This is a genomic window from Nocardioides sp. P4_G4 (assembly GCF_056401085.1).
This window is the reverse complement of the sequence record NZ_JBFUKA010000045.1, coordinates 22,500-37,513: the sequence shown is the minus strand read 5'-3', so window position 1 is coordinate 37,513 and position 15,014 is coordinate 22,500. Positions and strand designations below refer to the sequence as shown.

Below are 15,014 nucleotides of genomic sequence, written 5' to 3'. Positions count from 1 at the left end.
CACCTACCGCTGGTGCCGGGCCGCGAGCGCGTAGAGCGCGCTGACGATCTCGGGCTCGAGATGGGCGTGCAGCAGCGTGACGCCACCCCTCATCAATCCGTGCTGCACGACGGGCCGGACCTTGTCGAGCTGGGCCTTGCCGGACAGCACGATGAGGGTCGAGAGCCCGGGAGCCAGTCGGTCCGCCATCCGTTGCAGGAGAGCCGCATCCACTCCGGTGTCGAAGAGCTGCTCGGCGACGGACGTGGAGGACGTCACCCGGGTGTCCCCGATCGCGCTCACGATGAGGGCCTGTGTCAGCGGTGCCAGCGGCGAGACGTCGTCGGGTCGAGACTTCATTCGGGGTCGGACTCGCAGGACTCGGGGTTGGTGGGCGCCCGGGACCCAGGTCACCGCCACCGCGTCAAGGACCTCCAACGCCTGCAAGTCCTCCAGCTTCCGCATTCGTACTGCGCCCGCGCGAGCGCCCAGGGGGGTGTCGTATGACCACACCGTCAACGTCACCGTCGCTCTGGATGCCCCCATGGGGCATTGTCAGCCGCCTGCTCGCCTCGTTCCTCGCCCGATTCGTGTGACTCGCTACCGCAGGTGCTCGCGAAGCCCCGCAAAGTCGGCATCGATGAGGTCCGGTACGCCCACGGAGTCGGCGCGCAGGTGGCAGATGATCTGGGGTCGCCTGCGACAACACGGCCAAGTGGCTGACCGAGTTCGACCTCGCGAGCACGATGCTCCGCGACGTCCGCCCCGCTGGGACGCCTGGCGCAGCGCCGACCGGGGGAAATCAGGCACCACGCCAGGCGATCGTTCGACGCTACCGCCGGTACGGGGCTGCGGGACAGGCACATCACCCGCCGGTCGACTGTCTCTGGGCCGGCGGGTGATCTGCTCGAAGCCTGGCTTCCCCCGACGCTCAGGCCCCCCCTGTGGAAGGAGACGGTAGGCGCAGAAGGGGCCAGGCGTCAGAGCCGAACGACCTATTGACACAGTCACTTCGGGCATCAGCACGACATGTAGTGCGTGAGTGCCGTTGCTGCCTCTCGCAGGAAGGTGCACCATGAAGCGATGACCCAGCCCGTACCTGAGTACGACGACTACGAGGCGTGGCGCGACCTCCAGGACGTGCTTGTGGAGCGCGACGCCGAGTGGTGGGCCGAACAGGAGCCCGACGACGGGTAGGTGTCGTGGGCGGCCTTCGCTCCCGTGGTCCGGCCGGAAGGTGGGCGGGGGTGACGTTGACACCGTCAGGCGGAGGGACCGGGCACGCTCTCCTCGGGCAGCAGCGTCTTCAGGTCAAGGACGTAGAGCAGCGGCAGGATCATCGCTGCCGAGCAGCTCCAGGAGTTCTCCTGACGATCGGAGCCACGCGATGATGACCTGGGCCGCCCGCTTCCGGGTGCGGCAGCACTTCCGCCAGAGCCTGTGGGCGGTGCCGCTGCCGGGAGCCCTGGCAGGCGGCGCCCTCGAGGCGGTCATCCTGCGCGTGCAGGCCATGGTCACGTTGCCCGGCGCGTGTCCCAGGGCGATGCTGATGGACCTCGAGCCGGACCGACAAGGCATCGGGGAGCCCTCGCAGGCGGCGGTCCCGGCGGGGCCGACCGTCGCCTAGCGCGATCGGAGACATGGATGGACACCCAGACCGCACTCGACACGCTGCTCGTGGTCGCCGTGGTCTCCGCGCTGGCACCGTTCGTCGTGGCCATGTTCGGTCGTGTCCGACTTCCCCAGGTGGTCGTGCTGATCGTCGGTGGCGTCATCGTCGGCCCCGAGGTCCTCGGCTGGGCGGACCCCGCGAGCGTGGGACTGCTGGCGGACGTGGGGCTGGGCTTCCTCTTCCTCATGGCGGGATACGAGCTCGAGCTGGGCCTGTTCACCCAGCACGTCGGCCGGCGCGCCATCCTTGCGTGGTTCGTGACGGCCGGTCTGGCGGTCGCGGTGACCGGCCTGCTGGCCTCCACCGGCCTGGTCCACGCCTTCGTGCCGGTCGCGCTGGGACTGACCACGACCGCCTTCGGCGCCCTGCTGCCGATCCTGCGGGACAACGACATGCTCGACGGACGGTTCGGGTCGTTCATCATGCCTGCCGGAGCGGTCGGGGAGTTCCTGCCGATCGTGGGGATCGCCATCTTCCTCAGCGCGAACGGCAAGTTCCTGGGGCTGCTGTCGCTGGTGGTGATGCTGCTCGTGGCGCTGCTCCTGACCGTCCTGCCACGGCTCACGTTCCTGGGCCGTTTCGCGTCCATCACCAGCCGGATGGAGCACTCGACCTCCCAGACGACGCTGCGCCTGACCGTCACCCTGCTCTTCGCGCTGCTCGTCGTGGCCTCCGAGTTCGGCCTCGACGTCGTGCTCGGGGCCTTCCTCGCGGGCGTGGTCCTGAGGAGGTGGGCGCCGGGCGACGTCCACTCCCTGGAGACCAAGCTCGACGCGGTCGGCTACGGGTTCTTCATCCCGGTCTTCTTCGTGGCGTCGGGGATGAACCTCGACCTGACGTCGATCGCGGAGGCGCCACTGCGGCTCCTCGCCCTCTTCGTCCTGCTTCTCGTGGTGCGAGGCCTGCCCGCGGTCTTCCTCTACCGTCGCGACCTCGACCTGAACCAGCGCCTGCAGCTGATGCTGCTGACGGCGACCGCCCTGCCGCTGCTCGTGGCCCTGGCCGAGGTCGGCCTCCGCACCGGTCACATGCTCCCGGAGAACGCGGCCGCCCTGGTGGGCGCGGGGGTGCTCTCCGTGATGGTCTTCCCGGGTCTGGCGGTCGCCCTCAACGCGCGGCGAGGACCGGACCCGGACCCCGGAGGTGTCAACCTCCAGGGTGGTGCCTAGGTCCGTCCCGGCCCGATCGCCGCAAGGGCCCACCCAGGGTCGTTCTGCCTACGGCAGCAGGTGCCCGCGAAGCCCCGCGAAGGCGGCATCGATGAGGTCCGGCAGGCCCACGGAGTCGTCGCGCAGCCAGGTCTCGTACGCCGAGAGGGCGAGCGCCAGGGAGACGTGGCCGACGGTGCGGGGGAGCAGCTCGTCAGGAGCGAGGCCGGTGCGACCGGCGACGTACTCGGCGATCACCGCACGCCACTGGGCGTAGCGCAGCACGGAGTGCGCTTGGAGCGTGGGCGTCCCGAGGATCAGGGTCATCCGCTCGCGGTGCTGCCGGTGTGCGTCCGCGGGGAAGTCGTTGAAGCGGCGTACGGCGAGGTGCACGGCCTCGTGGGTCGGCAGGTCCTCCGGCAGGTCCGCGAAGATCCTGCGGAACCCCTCCAGGGTGCGGTCGAACCGGCCCCACGGGATGTCGTTCTTGGAGTCGAAGTAGCGGAACAGGGTGCGTCGACCGACCCCGACCTCGCGGGCGATGTCCTCGAGCGTGGTGCCGTCGAAGCCCCGCTCGGCGAAGAGCCGGAAGGCGGCCTGCTCGATCTCGCCGTGGCTGGTCGCCACGGGCCGGCCCTTCAGGGACGACGCGCGGGGTGCGGCGGCGGGAGGTGGGAATGGCATGGCGTCCGGAATCTAACAGCCGCCGTCCTTCCATTGTGGCCACGAGTGCCATTAATGTGATCGGCATCACTTCCGACCCTCAGGAGCCCTCATGAACCCCGAAGATGACACCACCGTCGACGCGGACCTGGTCGCGGAGGACCTGATCGAAGAGGTCTCGATCGACGGCATGTGCGGCGTGTACTGATGTCCGCGCTCGACGAGGCCCTGCTCGACGAGGCGTGGAGCCTCTCTCCGGGGGTCGCGCTGCGTCCGGAGCCGTTCGGCGCGTTGGCGTACCACTTCGGCAACCGCAGGCTGACGTTCCTCAAGCGCCCGGAGCTGGTGCGGGTCGTGCAGGGACTCGGCGAGCACCCCGACGTCCGCTCTGCCCTGGTGGCGGCGGGCATCCCCCTCGCCCAGCACCCGGCGTACGTCGCCGCCCTCCGGGGGCTGGCCGCCACCGACATGATCCGCCCGAGGACGGGCGACCGCGAGGCGGTCGCATGACCCTCATCCAGGAACGCCCTGCTGATCGCCCGACCACCGGTTCGCTGGTGCAGCAGTTCGAGCACGGCCTGGACGCCCCCATCTGCCTGACCTGGGAGCTCACCTACGCCTGCAACCTCGAGTGCGCCCACTGCCTGTCGTCGTCCGGCAAGCGCGACCCGCGCGAGCTCAGCACCGAGCAGTGCGAGGCGGTGATCGACGAGCTGCAGCGGATGCAGGTCTTCTACGTCAACATCGGCGGCGGCGAGCCCACGATCCGCCCCGACTTCTGGCACCTGCTGGAGTACGCCGTCGACCACCAGGTCGGCGTGAAGTTCTCCACCAACGGGGTCCGCCTCGACCGCGAGCGCGCCGCGTTCCTCGCGTCGCCGGCGTGCGGTGGCTACGTCGACGTGCAGATCTCCCTCGACGGCGCGACCGCCGAGGTCAACGACTACGTCCGGGGCCCCGGCTCCTACGACACCGCGATCACGGCGCTGGAGAACCTGAAGGCCGCGGGCTTCGCCGACGCCAAGATCTCGGTCGTCTGCACCCGGCAGAACATCGACCAGCTCGACGAGTTCAAGGCGCTGGCCGAGACGTACGGCGCCACCCTGCGCCTGACCCGCCTACGCCCGTCGGGTCGGGGCGCGGACGTCTGGGACGAGCTGCACCCGCTGCCAGAGCAGCAGCGCGTGCTCTACGACTGGTTGATGGCCAAYGGCGAGGACGTCCTGACCGGCGACTCGTTCTTCCACCTCGCGGCGTTCGGCGAGCCGCTCCCGGGGCTCAACCTGTGCGGGGCCGGACGCGTGGTCTGCCTCATCGACCCGATCGGCGACGTCTACGCCTGCCCGTTCGCCATCCACGACGACTTCCTGGCCGGCAACCTGCTCGCCGACGGCGGGTTCAAGAGGGTCTGGCGGACCTCCGAGCTGTTCCAGGAGCTGCGCGCCCCGCAGACCGGGGGTGCATGCGCGTCCTGCACCTTCTACGACTCGTGCCGAGGCGGCTGCATGGCCGCCAAGTTCTTCACCGGTCTCCCGCTCGACGGCCCGGACCCCGAGTGCGTGCAGGGCTACGGCGAGCAGGCTCTGGCCACCGATCGCACGGTCCCGCCGCCCAGCCGGGACCACTCCAGGGCCACGCCGACCCGCAACCAGCCGGTGATGCTGACGCTCATGACCCGGCCTCCGGTCTCCGCCTGCGCCGAGGACCCGCTGACCGGCTTCGAACCTCCCCCCACGGACGGGTGCCGCTCGTGAGGCTCGAGAACCCCTGGCGGCAGAACCCCTGGTTCGAGTCGGTGGCCGTGGCGCAGGCGCGGGCGAGGAGGCGCCTGCCCGCTCCGGTGTACGGCGCCCTGGTCGCCGGCTCCGAGCGCGGCCAGACGGTCTCCGACAACGAGTCCGCGTTCCGCGAGCTGGGCCTGGCGCCGCACGTCGCCGGCCTGCACGCGGAGCGGTCGATGGCCACCTCGCTGATGGGCCACGACATCTCGCTGCCGGTGGTGATCAGCCCGACCGGCGTGCAGGCGGTGCACCCCGACGGGGAGGTGGCCGTGGCGCGTGCCGCTGCGGCCCGGGGCACGGTGATGGGGTTGTCCAACTTCGCCTCGAAGTCCGTCGAGGAGGTCACCGCGACCGGTGCGACGACGTTCTTCCAGATGTACTGGACGGGTGATCGCGACGTCATGGTCCAGCGGATGCAGCGCGCCCACGACGCCGGCGCGCAGGGCCTCATCGCCACCCTGGACTGGTCGTTCTCGATGGGACGGGACTGGGGGAGTCCCGAGATCCCCGAGAAGGTCGACCTCAGGACGATGGTGCGGATGGCGCCCCGGGTCGTGACGAAGCCGCGCTGGCTCTACCAGTTCGGCAGGACCGGGCAGATCCCCGACCTCACCGCACCCAATCTCGCCGCCCCCGGGGAGACCACGGGCCCGACGTTCTTCGGTGCCTACTACGAGTGGATGACCACCCCGCCCGCGTCGTGGGACGACGTCGCGTGGATGGTCGAGCAGTGGGGTCGGCTGAGTGGCGGCAAGCCGTTCATGCTCAAGGGGGTCTGCCGGGTGGACGACGCCCGCCGGGCGGTCGATGCGGGCGTGGCCGCGCTGTCGGTGTCCAACCACGGCGGCAACAACCTCGACGGCACTCCTGCCGCCATCCGGATGGTCAAGCCCATCGCGGACGCGGTCGGCAGCCAGGTCGAGGTGGTGATGGACGGCGGCGTCCGCCGTGGCTCTGACGTCGTCAAGGCGGTCGCCCTCGGTGCCCGCGCGGTGATGATCGGGCGGGCCTACCTGTGGGGTCTCGCCGCCAACGGCCAGGCGGGGGTCGAGAACGTCCTCGACGTCCTCCGCGGCGGCATCGACTCCGCCCTGCTCGGCATGGGCGTGTCCTCGATCGACGAGCTCGACCCCGAGCTGCTGCTCGTCCCCGAGGGCTTCCACCGGACCCTCGGCGCCACCACGCGCGACCACGCCGTACGCCCGGCGGCGACGCCGGGATGAGCGACCTGGCCGACGCAACCTCGCCCGACGTGCGGGGCGCGGCGCTGGTCCTGGTCCCCGTGGGCTCGCTCGAGCAGCACGGCCCGCACCTGCCCCTGGACACCGACACCGCCATCGCGAGCGCGGTCGCGACCGCGGCGGCCCTCGAGCTGCCGGGGTCATGGGTCGCCCCCGCGCTGGCCTACGGATCGAGCGGCGAGCACCAGTCGTTCGCGGGCACGGGCTCGATCGGGACCGAGGCACTGCGACACGTCGTCGTCGAGCTCGTCCGCTCGCTGCGCACCTGGACCGACCGGGTCGTCCTGGTGAACGCCCACGGAGGCAACGTCGCGGCGCTCACCGGTGCGGTGGAGCAGCTGACCACGGAGGGGCACCGGGTCTGCTGGGTCGCGTGCGCCACCGGGAGCGTCGACCTGCACGCCGGTCGGACCGAGACGTCTCTGATGCTGCACCTGCGGCCCCGGTCCGTCCGTCCCGACCGGGCCGTGGCCGGGAACGTGCAGCCCCTGCGCGAGATCCTGCCCGCCATGGGCGAGCACGGGGTCGGGGTGGTCTCGGCCAACGGCGTCCTCGGCGACCCCGCGGGCGCCAGCGCCGAGGAGGGCCGGAGGGTCCTGGCGGAGATGGCTGCGGACGTCGCACGCGCGGTGGGGGAGCGGATCGCATGAGCAGGGTCGCCCTGGTGACCGGCGCCGCGCGCGGCATCGGTGCCGCGGCCGTCTCGAGGCTCGTCGCCGACGGCTACCGCGTGGTCGCGCTCGACTCCTGCGAGGGCGGGCCGCTGGCCACGACGGGCGATCTCGACTCCRTGGCCACYGCCCACGGCGACCGGGTGCGCACGGTCGTGGCCGACGTCCGAGACCGTCCGGCCCTCGACGCCGCGGTCGCCGCGGCGGTGCAGACCTGGGGGCACCTGGACGTGGTCGTAGCCGCGGCCGGTGTGATGCGGGGCGGCCGGCCGCTGTGGGAGACCCCCGTGGAGGACCTCGACCTCCTGTGGGGCGTCGTCGCCCGGGGGGTGTGGAACACCGCGGCCGCGGCGGTCCCGGCCATGCTCGCGGGCCCCTCCCCCCGGACCTGCCGCTTCGTGGCCGTGGGGTCCACCGCCGGCACCCACGGCGTGTTCCACCTCGCGGCCTACAACGCCGCCAAGCACGCCGTCGTGGGGATCGTGAAGGGACTGGCCGCGGACCTGGTGGGGACCGGCGTGACCGCCTCGGTGGTCTCTCCCGGAGCCACCGACACCGCGATGCTCCGGGCCACCGCCGACCTGTACGGCGTGCAGCCCGGCGAGCTCGCGGAGCACCAGCTGATCCGCCGGGCGATCGAGCCGGCCGAGATCGCCGCCGCCATCGCGTTCTGCGCCTCCCCGGCGGGTGGGGTCGTGAACGGCACGGTCGTGCACGCCGACGGTGGCTTCCCCGCGTGACCACGACCGGCCGGCTGCCGCCCGGCTTCACGGTCCGGCTCGTCGACGACGTGCGCCGCCTCGACGGCGGCCGGCTGCTCGTCGGCGGCTCACCGCTCCGGGCGATCCGGCTCTCCGAGCGCGCCCGGTCGATGATCACCGTCGAGGGGAGGGCCGAGACCGTGGTCGTCCACGACGACGCCAGCGGGCTGCTCGCCGCCCGGCTCCTGGACGCGAACATCGCCCTACCCGTGCTGGGCGCTCCCGTACCGCCCGGCCGGCTGACCGTGGTGATTCCCGTCCGGGACCGCTGCGAGCAGCTCGACCGGGCCCTCACCGCGCTGGGCGGTGGCGTGCGGCGCCTGGTCGTCGACGACGCCTCGCTCGACCCGACCGCCCTCGCGTCGGTCGTCGAGCGCCACGGCGCCGAGCTCGTCGCGCTGGACGTCAACCTCGGCCCCGCCGGCGCCCGCAACGCCGGGCTCGCGGGAGTCCGCACGCCGTACGTCGCCTTCGTCGACTCCGACATCACCGTCACGGTCGACACCTTGGTGCGCCTGGCCCGTCACTTCCAGGACCCTCGGGTGGCCCTCGTCGGGCCGCTCGTGGCCGGACGCTCACGAGCGACCTCGCCGCGCTGGTTCGAGGCGTACGACGAGCGGGCGAGCTCGCTGGCCCTCGGCGCCGTGCCCGGGGTCGTCCGTCCCGGCGCCGCCGTCGGCTGGCTGCCGAGCGCCTGCCTGGTCGCGCGCGTCTGCGACCTGCGGGCGAGCGGGATCGAGGGGTTCGACCCGGCCCTGCGCGTGGGGGAGGACGTCGACCTCGTGTGGCGTCTGGTCGCCGCCGGACGCACCGTGCGCTACGACCCCGGCGAGGTCGCCGACCACGACGTGCGCACCACCGTCCGCGGGTGGCTGGGGCGCAAGTTCGTCTACGGGACCGGAGGCGCCGTGCTGGCGACGCGTCACGGCAGCAACGGTGCTCCCGCGGTGCTGACCCCGACGATGGCGGTCGCCGCCACGGCCGTGTTGGCCCGACGCCGGTGGTCGCCGGTCGTCGCGTCGCTGTGCGTGGCCCGTGGGGCACTGTCCCTGGCCACCACCCTGCCCGCGTCACCCGGACGTCCGCGCCTCGCGGTCGACCTGTCGGCACGCGGCCTCGGCTGGGCGCTGCGCCAGGAGACCGCCCTCCTGCTGCGCCACTGGTGGCCCGGCACCGCCGTCACCTGCCTCGTGAGCCGACGTGCGCGCCGCCTCGTCGCGTCCGCGCTGCTCGTCGACGCGGTGGTCGGGACCGTCCAGCACCCGCGTGCGAGCCCCGTGCAGACCTTCGCCGGACGACGGCTCGACGACCTGGCGTACGGCGCCGGGCTGTGGGTCGGCAGCCTGGGCGTGCGCAGCGTGGCCGCGCTCAGGGTCCGCTGGGTGGTCCCGGACGCGCCGTTCAGGTCCGGTCGTCGGCGAGCATCGCGTTGAGGGCTGCCGGGACGTCGAGCACGGAGGAGATCGCGGCGACCCGGGCCCCGGTCTCCCTGGCCAGGCGCCTGGCCTCGTCGTCGTCCTCGGCCGGGGCGAGGATCACGAGCTCGTCGAGGCTGCGCGCCGCAGGCGTCGCGTCGACCTCGTCGGTGACCCGGCAGTCCGAGAGCAGCAGCACGACGCGTCGCCGGGCCCGGGCGCCGGCCAGCTGCACCTGCGCCTCACGCAGGGCGCCCGCCAGGCCGGTCGTGCCGTGTCCGCGGAGGGCGAGGATCCGCTCGACGGTGCCGGTCGGGGCGGCGGTCTCGGTGATCCGCTTCAGGAGCGTGGTGGTGGAGGCGAAGGCGAGCACCGCGTGCTCCTGCGGTGCGTAGGTGAGGCACGCGGCGCCGGCGACGGCGGCCGTGGTGAGCCGGGCGCCGTTCATCGAACCCGAGTGGTCGATGACCAGGCACAGGGCCAGCTCCGGACGGCTCCAGTCCGTCGCCGTCATGTCCTCCAGCGACGGCATCCGGGCCTCCGCCCGCGCTCCGACGATCGCGTCCATCGAGCGGTCCAGGTCGAGGTCCCCACCGCGGTGCGCGGGCACCGGTCGCGGCTTCGCGACCCCGCGGTTGCGGGGGATCCCGCGCCGGGTCTGGTCCAGGATGAGTCTCGGTGCCAGGCGGCGTACGGCGGCGCGCAGCCTCTCGTCGGTGGCGTGCGACATCTCCACGAGCAGCGTCAGGGTGTCGTCCGGGTCGCCGCGCAGCCTGTCGTCGAGGGCGTCGAGGTCGAGCTCGCCGACCTCGGGGGAGAGCTCGGCGAAGGCAGGGTTCTTGGCCAGGTCGGCGCGTCCGGTGGTCCGCGGCGCCGGACGTCGCTGGCGCGACCCGGGCCGGACTGGTGGGGGAGTGCCCGCCCCGGGAGGCGGGCTCAGGGTTCCCCCGGCGACCCCTCGGAGCCCGGCCCCGCGTCCCGGTCCGGATCGGCATCGGGGTCCTCGGACGGCTCGGCGCCGAACACGGCGACGTACARCTCGGTGACGACCTGCTCGGGTGTCCGGTCGCAGCCGTCCTGCAGCCGGATGCGCCCCGACAGCGACGCCTTCGCCGCCGCGAGCCCGACGTGCCAGTCATCGGTCGTGGTGCCCCGGAGGCGGCTCAGCTCGACCGAGAGCCGGGCGATGTCGATCGCGCCGCGCACCGACGACCCGAAGCGGATGTCGGGGTGGTCGCGGGTGCGGCGGACCAGGTCGACGACCCGGGCCCGCCATGCCGGGTCGAGGTCGCTGGTGCGCAGTCCGACGATCCGCTGCTCGGCCTCCGAGGTCTGGTAGTCCATGGAGATCCGGCWGGTGCGGTCGTACAGCGCACCCGAGACACGGGCCGTCCCGACGGCGTCGAAGGGGTTCATCGCCGCCACGAGGGCGAACCCGGGCGCCGCGGCGACCCGGCCCAGACGGGGCACCGTGATCTCGAGCTCCGACATCGCGGTGAGCAGGACGTTGAGGGTCTCCTCCGGGATCCGGTTCAGCTCCTCGACGTACAGCAGCCCGCCGGTGCGCAACGCCTCGAGCAGCGGGCCGTCCTCGAAGATCTCCGGCACGTAGCCCTTGGTCAGGACCAGGGCCGGGTCGAAGTGGCCGATCAGCCTGGCGGGCGTCAGCTCGGCGTTGCCCTCGACCATGACGAACGGGATCCGTCGACCGGTGGCGACCCGGCGCAGCAGCGTCGACTTCCCGGTGCCCGGCGGTCCCTCCAGCAGCACGTGGGCGCCGCTGAGCAGGGCTGCCTCCAGCAGCTCGGCCTCGGCCGTCCGGTCGATGACCTCCGTGGGGACGTGCGGGGTCACGATCCCCACGGAGGACGTCCGGTTCACGAAGTCGGGCCCCTCAGTGGCTGTGCACGACGACGCCGCGCACGTTCTTGCCGGCGAGCAGGTCGTCGTACCCCTCGTTCACCTGGTCGAGGGTGTAGGTGCGCGTGATGATCTCGTCGAGCTTGAGGTCGCCGCTCTGGTAGAGACCGAGGATCTTCGGGATGTCCGTGGTGGGGTTGCAGTCGCCGAAGAGGCTGCCCTTCACGGTCTTGCGGAACAGCGTCATGATCGTGCCCGGCAGCTCGATGTTCTGCTCCATGAGCTTGTTCAGGCCGGTGAGCACCACGACGCCGCCCTTGCCGACGGCGTTGAAGCCGCCGGCGACGATCTCCGACGTCATCAGCCCCGGGGTCAGGATGGCCGAGTCGGCCATCTGCCCGCGGGTCATGTCGGTGAGGGCCTCCATGGCCTCGTCGGTGCTCGCGAAGCTGTGGGTCGCGCCGAGCTCCATCGCCTTCTCGCGCTTGTTCTCGAGGGGGTCGATGGCGAGGATGTTCTTCGCGCCGGCCATCCGGGCGCCCTGGACGGCGTTGATGCCGATGCCGCCGACGCCGACCACCAGCACGGTGTCGCCGGCCTTGACGTTGGCGGTGTTGACCGCCGCACCCCAGCCGGTCGGTACGCCGCACCCGACGAGCACGGCCTTGTCCAGCGGCAGGTCGTCGTCGACCTTGACGCACGAGTTCTGGTGGATGACGCCGTACTGGCTGAACGTGCCGAGCATGCACATCGCGCCGTACTCGCCGCGCGGACCGGTGATCGGGAAGTGCTCACCGGGCAGGTAGCCCTCGAGGATGGTGGCCCCCATGTCGCAGATCGACTGCTGGCCGTTGGCGCAGTAGCGACAGCTGCCGCAGTTGGGGATGAAGGAGCAGACCACGTGGTCGCCGACCTTGACGCGGGTCACGCCCGGCCCGACCTCCTGGATGATCCCGGCCCCCTCGTGACCCAGGACCATCGGCAGCCGGGCCTCGAGGTCGCCGTGGGCGACGTGCACGTCGGAGTGGCACAGGCCCGCGTGGGTGTACTGGATCAGCACCTCACCCTCGCGAGGCTTGTCGAGCGTCAGCTCCTCGATCTCGATCGGCTTGCCGGCCTGGATGACGACTGCTGCCTGGGTCTTCATGACTCTCCTCCGGGGATCGGGCTGGGGGCTCCGGCCCACCGTGACAGCCCGCGTGCGGCGCGGGTGTTCAAGAACTGGACACTTCGGCCCCTTGTCACCCGGGGCATGATGTGTGACGTAGCCCACAGCGCTTCCAGGAGGTGGTCCTGCGGTGTCCTCACCCCAGACCGCGGTCGACGACGGAGCTGGCGCACGCCCCGACATCGCGGCGTCCTGGCGCCGGGCGAGCCTCGCCGGGGTCGAGCGCACCGGTGCCTTCGACCGCCTGGTCCCGGGCGACATCGACCGCAAGAGCTCGCTCCTGATCGGTGCCGCACCCGTGCTGGAGGAGCTCGAGGAGAGCCTGACCGGCACCGGCTACTCCACCATCCTGGGCGATCGCGAGTGCCGGATCGTGCGGCGCTGGTTCGACGACCCGGTGACCCGCGACAGCTTCGACGCGCTGAACCTGCGCGAGGGGGCGAGCCTGCTCGAGGACAACATCGGCACCAACGGCCTCGGGACCGTCTTCGAGACCAGGCACCCCGTCGTCATCAACGGCGCCGAGCACTTCGCGGAGTCGCTGCGCGGGTTCAGCTGCTACGGCCACCCGATCCGACACCCCCTGACCCGGCGCATCGAGGGCGTCCTGGACATCTCCGCGACCGTGGCGACCGCGAGTCCCTTGCTGCCCCCACTGATCGCCCGGGCCGTCCACGACATCGAGCTGCGCCTGCTCGGCGGCAGCCGCATCTCGGAGAAGAACCTGCTCGCTGCCTTCCAGGAGGCCTCGGGCCACGCCAAGCAGGCCGTCCTCGCCATCGGGGAGGACATCGTGATGTGCAACCAGGCCGCGTCCGACCTGCTCAGTCCCGCCGACGTCGCGCTGCTGAGGGTGCTCGCGGAGGATCCGCCCGGCACCGGCCGGAGCGTGCTGCGGCTGACCCTCGAGACGGGCCGGCCCGCCGACGTCACGGTCACACGGGTGCCGGGGGCTCGTCGGGGCGTCCTGCTCCGCGTCGTCGAGAGGGCGACCGGACCGCACCTCACGCCGCGGGCGATCGTCACCTCGGTGACGGCCCGGGCGCCGGCCCCGACCCTGGTGTGCGGGCCACCCGGCACCGGCCGCACCACCCGGGCGCGCGAGATCGCGGTCCTGCCGGCCAAGGTCCTGCGGGCCGCGACAGCGCTGCTCGAGGGCGAGGCAGCCTGGGCACGCGAGTTCCAGGACGCGATGGGACGCACCGGCGGCTCTGTGGTCGTCGACGGCATCGACCTGCTGCCCGACGAGCTGCTCGACCTCGTCCTGGAGAACGTCGACCGGCGCACCCGACCGCGCCTCGTCCTCACCTCGGGACCCGTCGAGGGCCTGACCGGTCGGGCGGCGACCCTGGCCGGCACCGCGCTCGTCCGCGAGGAGCTGATGCCGCTCTCGGCGCGCCGGACCGACATCCCGGACCTGGCCGCGTCGATGCTCAGCGAGCTGGGCGCCGACAGCTCGGTGCACCTGACCCCCGGGGTCCTGCACGCCCTGGCCGCCCAGGAGTGGCCCGGCAACCTGCGCGAGCTCAAGGTGGTCATCGCCCACGCCGCCGGGATCCGCAGCCGGGGTGGCATCGCGCTGGGGGACCTGCCGGCGCACTACCGCGTGACGACGCCCGTACGCCCGCTGGCCGCCCTCGACCGGGCCGAGCGCGACGCCATCGTCAACGCCCTTCGTGCCGCCGACGGCAACAAGGTGCAGGCGGCCCGCGACCTCGGCGTCTCGCGCACCACCCTCTACGCCCGGATCCGGCAGCTGCGCATCACCGGGTGGTGAGCCCGGTCCTCGCCCCGACTCCTCAGAGGTCGAGACGTCGGAGCCCGAGGGTGGCGAGGTCGACCGCCGCCGCGGTGTCCTCCGGCACGGGGGTCCAGCCCTCCGGGTCGATGCCGCTGGAGATCACGTGGACGGCATCGGGGGTCAGCCGGAAGTCCATCGTGAAGTAGTCGTCGGTGTGCCGCAGGGGGATCTGGTCGTCGGTGGCGAAGAGCTCCTGCAGTCCCTCGACCGGTGCGGCGGCCCGGGAGTTGATGTGCACCCCGAACATGTGGGTGGGAGTGAGCAGCAGGGCGTTCAGGCTGGCGTGGGGGAAGTCGTGGACGAGGACGGCAAGCGCCTGGCGGAGGCCCTCGGCGTCGTCACCCCGGTCGGCGATGTTCTGCAGGACGAAACGGAAGTAGCGCTCGCTGTCGGTGGTGCCGCGCAGCGCCCCGCGCGACTGCGGGGTGAGCAGGCCCTCGAGCTGATCGACCGGGGAGATGTGCCCGTTGTGGGCGAAGGCGTACCCGCCCTCGACGAACGGGTGGGTGTTCTCCGGCGTGACCGGGAGTCCGGGCGTGGCCCAGCGGAGGTGCAACATCCCGGCCCGGCCCAGCGGCTGCCGCGCCAGTCGCGGGTAGTCCGGATCGTCCATCGCGGACGCGGCCGAGGTCGTGCAGCGGATCGTGCGGTCGCCGGGGTCCTGCCAGGCCATGCCCCACCCGTCGCCGTGGACGGCGGTGAGCGCGGTGAACGACTCGAACTCCTCCTCGCCCAGCACCTCGACGACCGACATCGGTTCTCGTGAGACGTAGCCCAGCAGGCGACACATGGTCCGTCGTGGTCCCTTCTGGTCCTGGTGGTGCGTCCGGCCCCCCATCGAGCATCCTCGCCCC

General features: G+C 72.3%; 16 protein-coding genes. 10 read left to right on the top strand and 6 right to left on the bottom strand.

Features of this window, described 5'->3' with window-relative positions; all coding sequences use genetic code 11:
- Positions 1–3 precede the first annotated feature (3 nt).
- Positions 4–339 carry a hypothetical protein gene (locus tag AC1DQF_RS12080; RefSeq protein WP_477525464.1) on the bottom strand — a complete coding sequence of 112 codons (336 nt, stop codon included), beginning with the start codon at positions 337–339 and terminating at the stop codon, positions 4–6.
- Positions 340–1,366: 1,027 nt separating this feature from the next.
- On the opposite strand from AC1DQF_RS12080, the gene AC1DQF_RS12075 reads away from it, so the two are divergent.
- Positions 1,367–1,606 (top strand): hypothetical protein, encoded by a 240-nt coding sequence (locus AC1DQF_RS12075; RefSeq protein ID WP_477525463.1) that lies wholly within the window; start codon positions 1,367–1,369, stop codon positions 1,604–1,606.
- 17 nt (positions 1,607–1,623) lie between these two features.
- Positions 1,624–2,820 (top strand): cation:proton antiporter, encoded by a 1,197-nt coding sequence (locus AC1DQF_RS12070; protein WP_477525462.1) that lies wholly within the window; start codon positions 1,624–1,626, stop codon positions 2,818–2,820.
- 48 nt (positions 2,821–2,868) lie between these two features.
- Here the strand turns inward: AC1DQF_RS12070 and mftR are convergent, their stop codons facing one another.
- Positions 2,869–3,483, bottom strand: a complete 615-nt coding sequence (gene mftR / locus AC1DQF_RS12065; protein ID WP_477525461.1) for a mycofactocin system transcriptional regulator — start codon at positions 3,481–3,483, stop codon at positions 2,869–2,871.
- A gap of 91 nt (positions 3,484–3,574) precedes the next feature.
- Between mftR and mftA the strand changes: the two genes are divergently transcribed.
- Genes mftA through mftF form a run of 7 tightly spaced genes read left to right on the top strand, consistent with a single transcriptional unit; the run spans position 3,575 to position 9,349 of the window.
- Positions 3,575–3,670 carry a mycofactocin precursor MftA gene (gene mftA, locus AC1DQF_RS12060; protein WP_477525460.1) on the top strand — a complete coding sequence of 32 codons (96 nt, stop codon included), beginning with the start codon at positions 3,575–3,577 and terminating at the stop codon, positions 3,668–3,670.
- Complete coding sequence (mftB, locus tag AC1DQF_RS12055) at positions 3,670–3,972, top strand: mycofactocin biosynthesis chaperone MftB (protein ID WP_477525459.1); 303 nt, start codon at positions 3,670–3,672, stop codon at positions 3,970–3,972. The genes mftA and mftB overlap by 1 nt, the downstream gene beginning before the upstream one ends.
- Complete coding sequence (gene mftC / locus AC1DQF_RS12050; protein WP_477525458.1) at positions 3,969–5,216, top strand: mycofactocin radical SAM maturase; 1,248 nt, start codon at positions 3,969–3,971, stop codon at positions 5,214–5,216. Before mftB ends, mftC begins: the two co-directional genes overlap by 4 nt.
- Positions 5,213–6,466 (top strand): pre-mycofactocin synthase MftD, encoded by a 1,254-nt coding sequence (mftD, locus tag AC1DQF_RS12045; protein ID WP_477525457.1) that lies wholly within the window; start codon positions 5,213–5,215, stop codon positions 6,464–6,466. The genes mftC and mftD overlap by 4 nt, the downstream gene beginning before the upstream one ends.
- Positions 6,463–7,134: a mycofactocin biosynthesis peptidyl-dipeptidase MftE gene (mftE, locus tag AC1DQF_RS12040; RefSeq protein WP_477525456.1), complete on the top strand. Its 672-nt coding sequence runs from the start codon at positions 6,463–6,465 to the stop codon at positions 7,132–7,134. The genes mftD and mftE overlap by 4 nt, the downstream gene beginning before the upstream one ends.
- Entirely contained in the window at positions 7,131–7,895 is a 765-nt protein-coding gene (locus AC1DQF_RS12035; protein ID WP_477525455.1) for a mycofactocin-coupled SDR family oxidoreductase, read from the top strand. Before mftE ends, AC1DQF_RS12035 begins: the two co-directional genes overlap by 4 nt.
- Positions 7,892–9,349 (top strand): mycofactocin biosynthesis glycosyltransferase MftF, encoded by a 1,458-nt coding sequence (gene mftF, locus AC1DQF_RS12030; RefSeq protein WP_477525454.1) that lies wholly within the window; start codon positions 7,892–7,894, stop codon positions 9,347–9,349. Before AC1DQF_RS12035 ends, mftF begins: the two co-directional genes overlap by 4 nt.
- On the opposite strand, the gene AC1DQF_RS12025 is transcribed toward mftF, so the two are convergent.
- From AC1DQF_RS12025 to AC1DQF_RS12015, 3 genes are all read right to left on the bottom strand, one after another.
- A complete protein-coding gene (locus AC1DQF_RS12025) occupies positions 9,318–10,061 on the bottom strand; it encodes a VWA domain-containing protein (protein WP_477525453.1) in 744 nt (247 codons plus the stop codon). The genes mftF and AC1DQF_RS12025 overlap by 32 nt on opposite strands.
- Before the next feature lie 206 nt (positions 10,062–10,267).
- Positions 10,268–11,212, bottom strand: coding sequence for an AAA family ATPase (locus tag AC1DQF_RS12020; protein ID WP_477525452.1), 945 nt, complete (start codon positions 11,210–11,212; stop codon positions 10,268–10,270).
- 13 nt (positions 11,213–11,225) lie between these two features.
- Positions 11,226–12,338, bottom strand: coding sequence for an NDMA-dependent alcohol dehydrogenase (locus AC1DQF_RS12015; protein WP_477525451.1), 1,113 nt, complete (start codon positions 12,336–12,338; stop codon positions 11,226–11,228).
- Positions 12,339–12,489: 151 nt separating this feature from the next.
- Here AC1DQF_RS12015 and AC1DQF_RS12010 point away from each other — a divergent pair, with 151 nt between their 5' ends.
- Positions 12,490–14,136: a sigma-54-dependent Fis family transcriptional regulator gene (locus AC1DQF_RS12010; RefSeq protein WP_477525450.1), complete on the top strand. Its 1,647-nt coding sequence runs from the start codon at positions 12,490–12,492 to the stop codon at positions 14,134–14,136.
- A gap of 22 nt (positions 14,137–14,158) precedes the next feature.
- On the opposite strand, the gene AC1DQF_RS12005 is transcribed toward AC1DQF_RS12010, so the two are convergent.
- Positions 14,159–14,950 (bottom strand): class II glutamine amidotransferase, encoded by a 792-nt coding sequence (locus AC1DQF_RS12005; RefSeq protein ID WP_477525449.1) that lies wholly within the window; start codon positions 14,948–14,950, stop codon positions 14,159–14,161.
- Positions 14,951–15,014: the final 64 nt, after the last annotated feature.

Bases quoted from the DNA above. Each gene is read 5' to 3' on its own strand.
- AC1DQF_RS12080 (WP_477525464.1), bottom strand. From the start codon at position 339: ATGAAGTCTCGACCCGACGACGTCTCGCCGCTGGCACCGCTGACACAG.
- AC1DQF_RS12075 (WP_477525463.1), top strand. From the start codon at position 1,367: ATGATGACCTGGGCCGCCCGCTTCCGGGTGCGGCAGCACTTCCGCCAG.
- AC1DQF_RS12070 (WP_477525462.1), top strand. From the start codon at position 1,624: ATGGACACCCAGACCGCACTCGACACGCTGCTCGTGGTCGCCGTGGTC.
- mftR (WP_477525461.1), bottom strand. From the start codon at position 3,483: ATGCCATTCCCACCTCCCGCCGCCGCACCCCGCGCGTCGTCCCTGAAG.
- mftA (WP_477525460.1), top strand. From the start codon at position 3,575: ATGAACCCCGAAGATGACACCACCGTCGACGCGGACCTGGTCGCGGAG.
- mftB (WP_477525459.1), top strand. From the start codon at position 3,670: ATGTCCGCGCTCGACGAGGCCCTGCTCGACGAGGCGTGGAGCCTCTCT.
- mftE (WP_477525456.1), top strand. From the start codon at position 6,463: ATGAGCGACCTGGCCGACGCAACCTCGCCCGACGTGCGGGGCGCGGCG.
- AC1DQF_RS12025 (WP_477525453.1), bottom strand. From the start codon at position 10,061: ATGTCGCACGCCACCGACGAGAGGCTGCGCGCCGCCGTACGCCGCCTG.
- AC1DQF_RS12015 (WP_477525451.1), bottom strand. From the start codon at position 12,338: ATGAAGACCCAGGCAGCAGTCGTCATCCAGGCCGGCAAGCCGATCGAG.
- AC1DQF_RS12005 (WP_477525449.1), bottom strand. From the start codon at position 14,950: ATGTGTCGCCTGCTGGGCTACGTCTCACGAGAACCGATGTCGGTCGTC.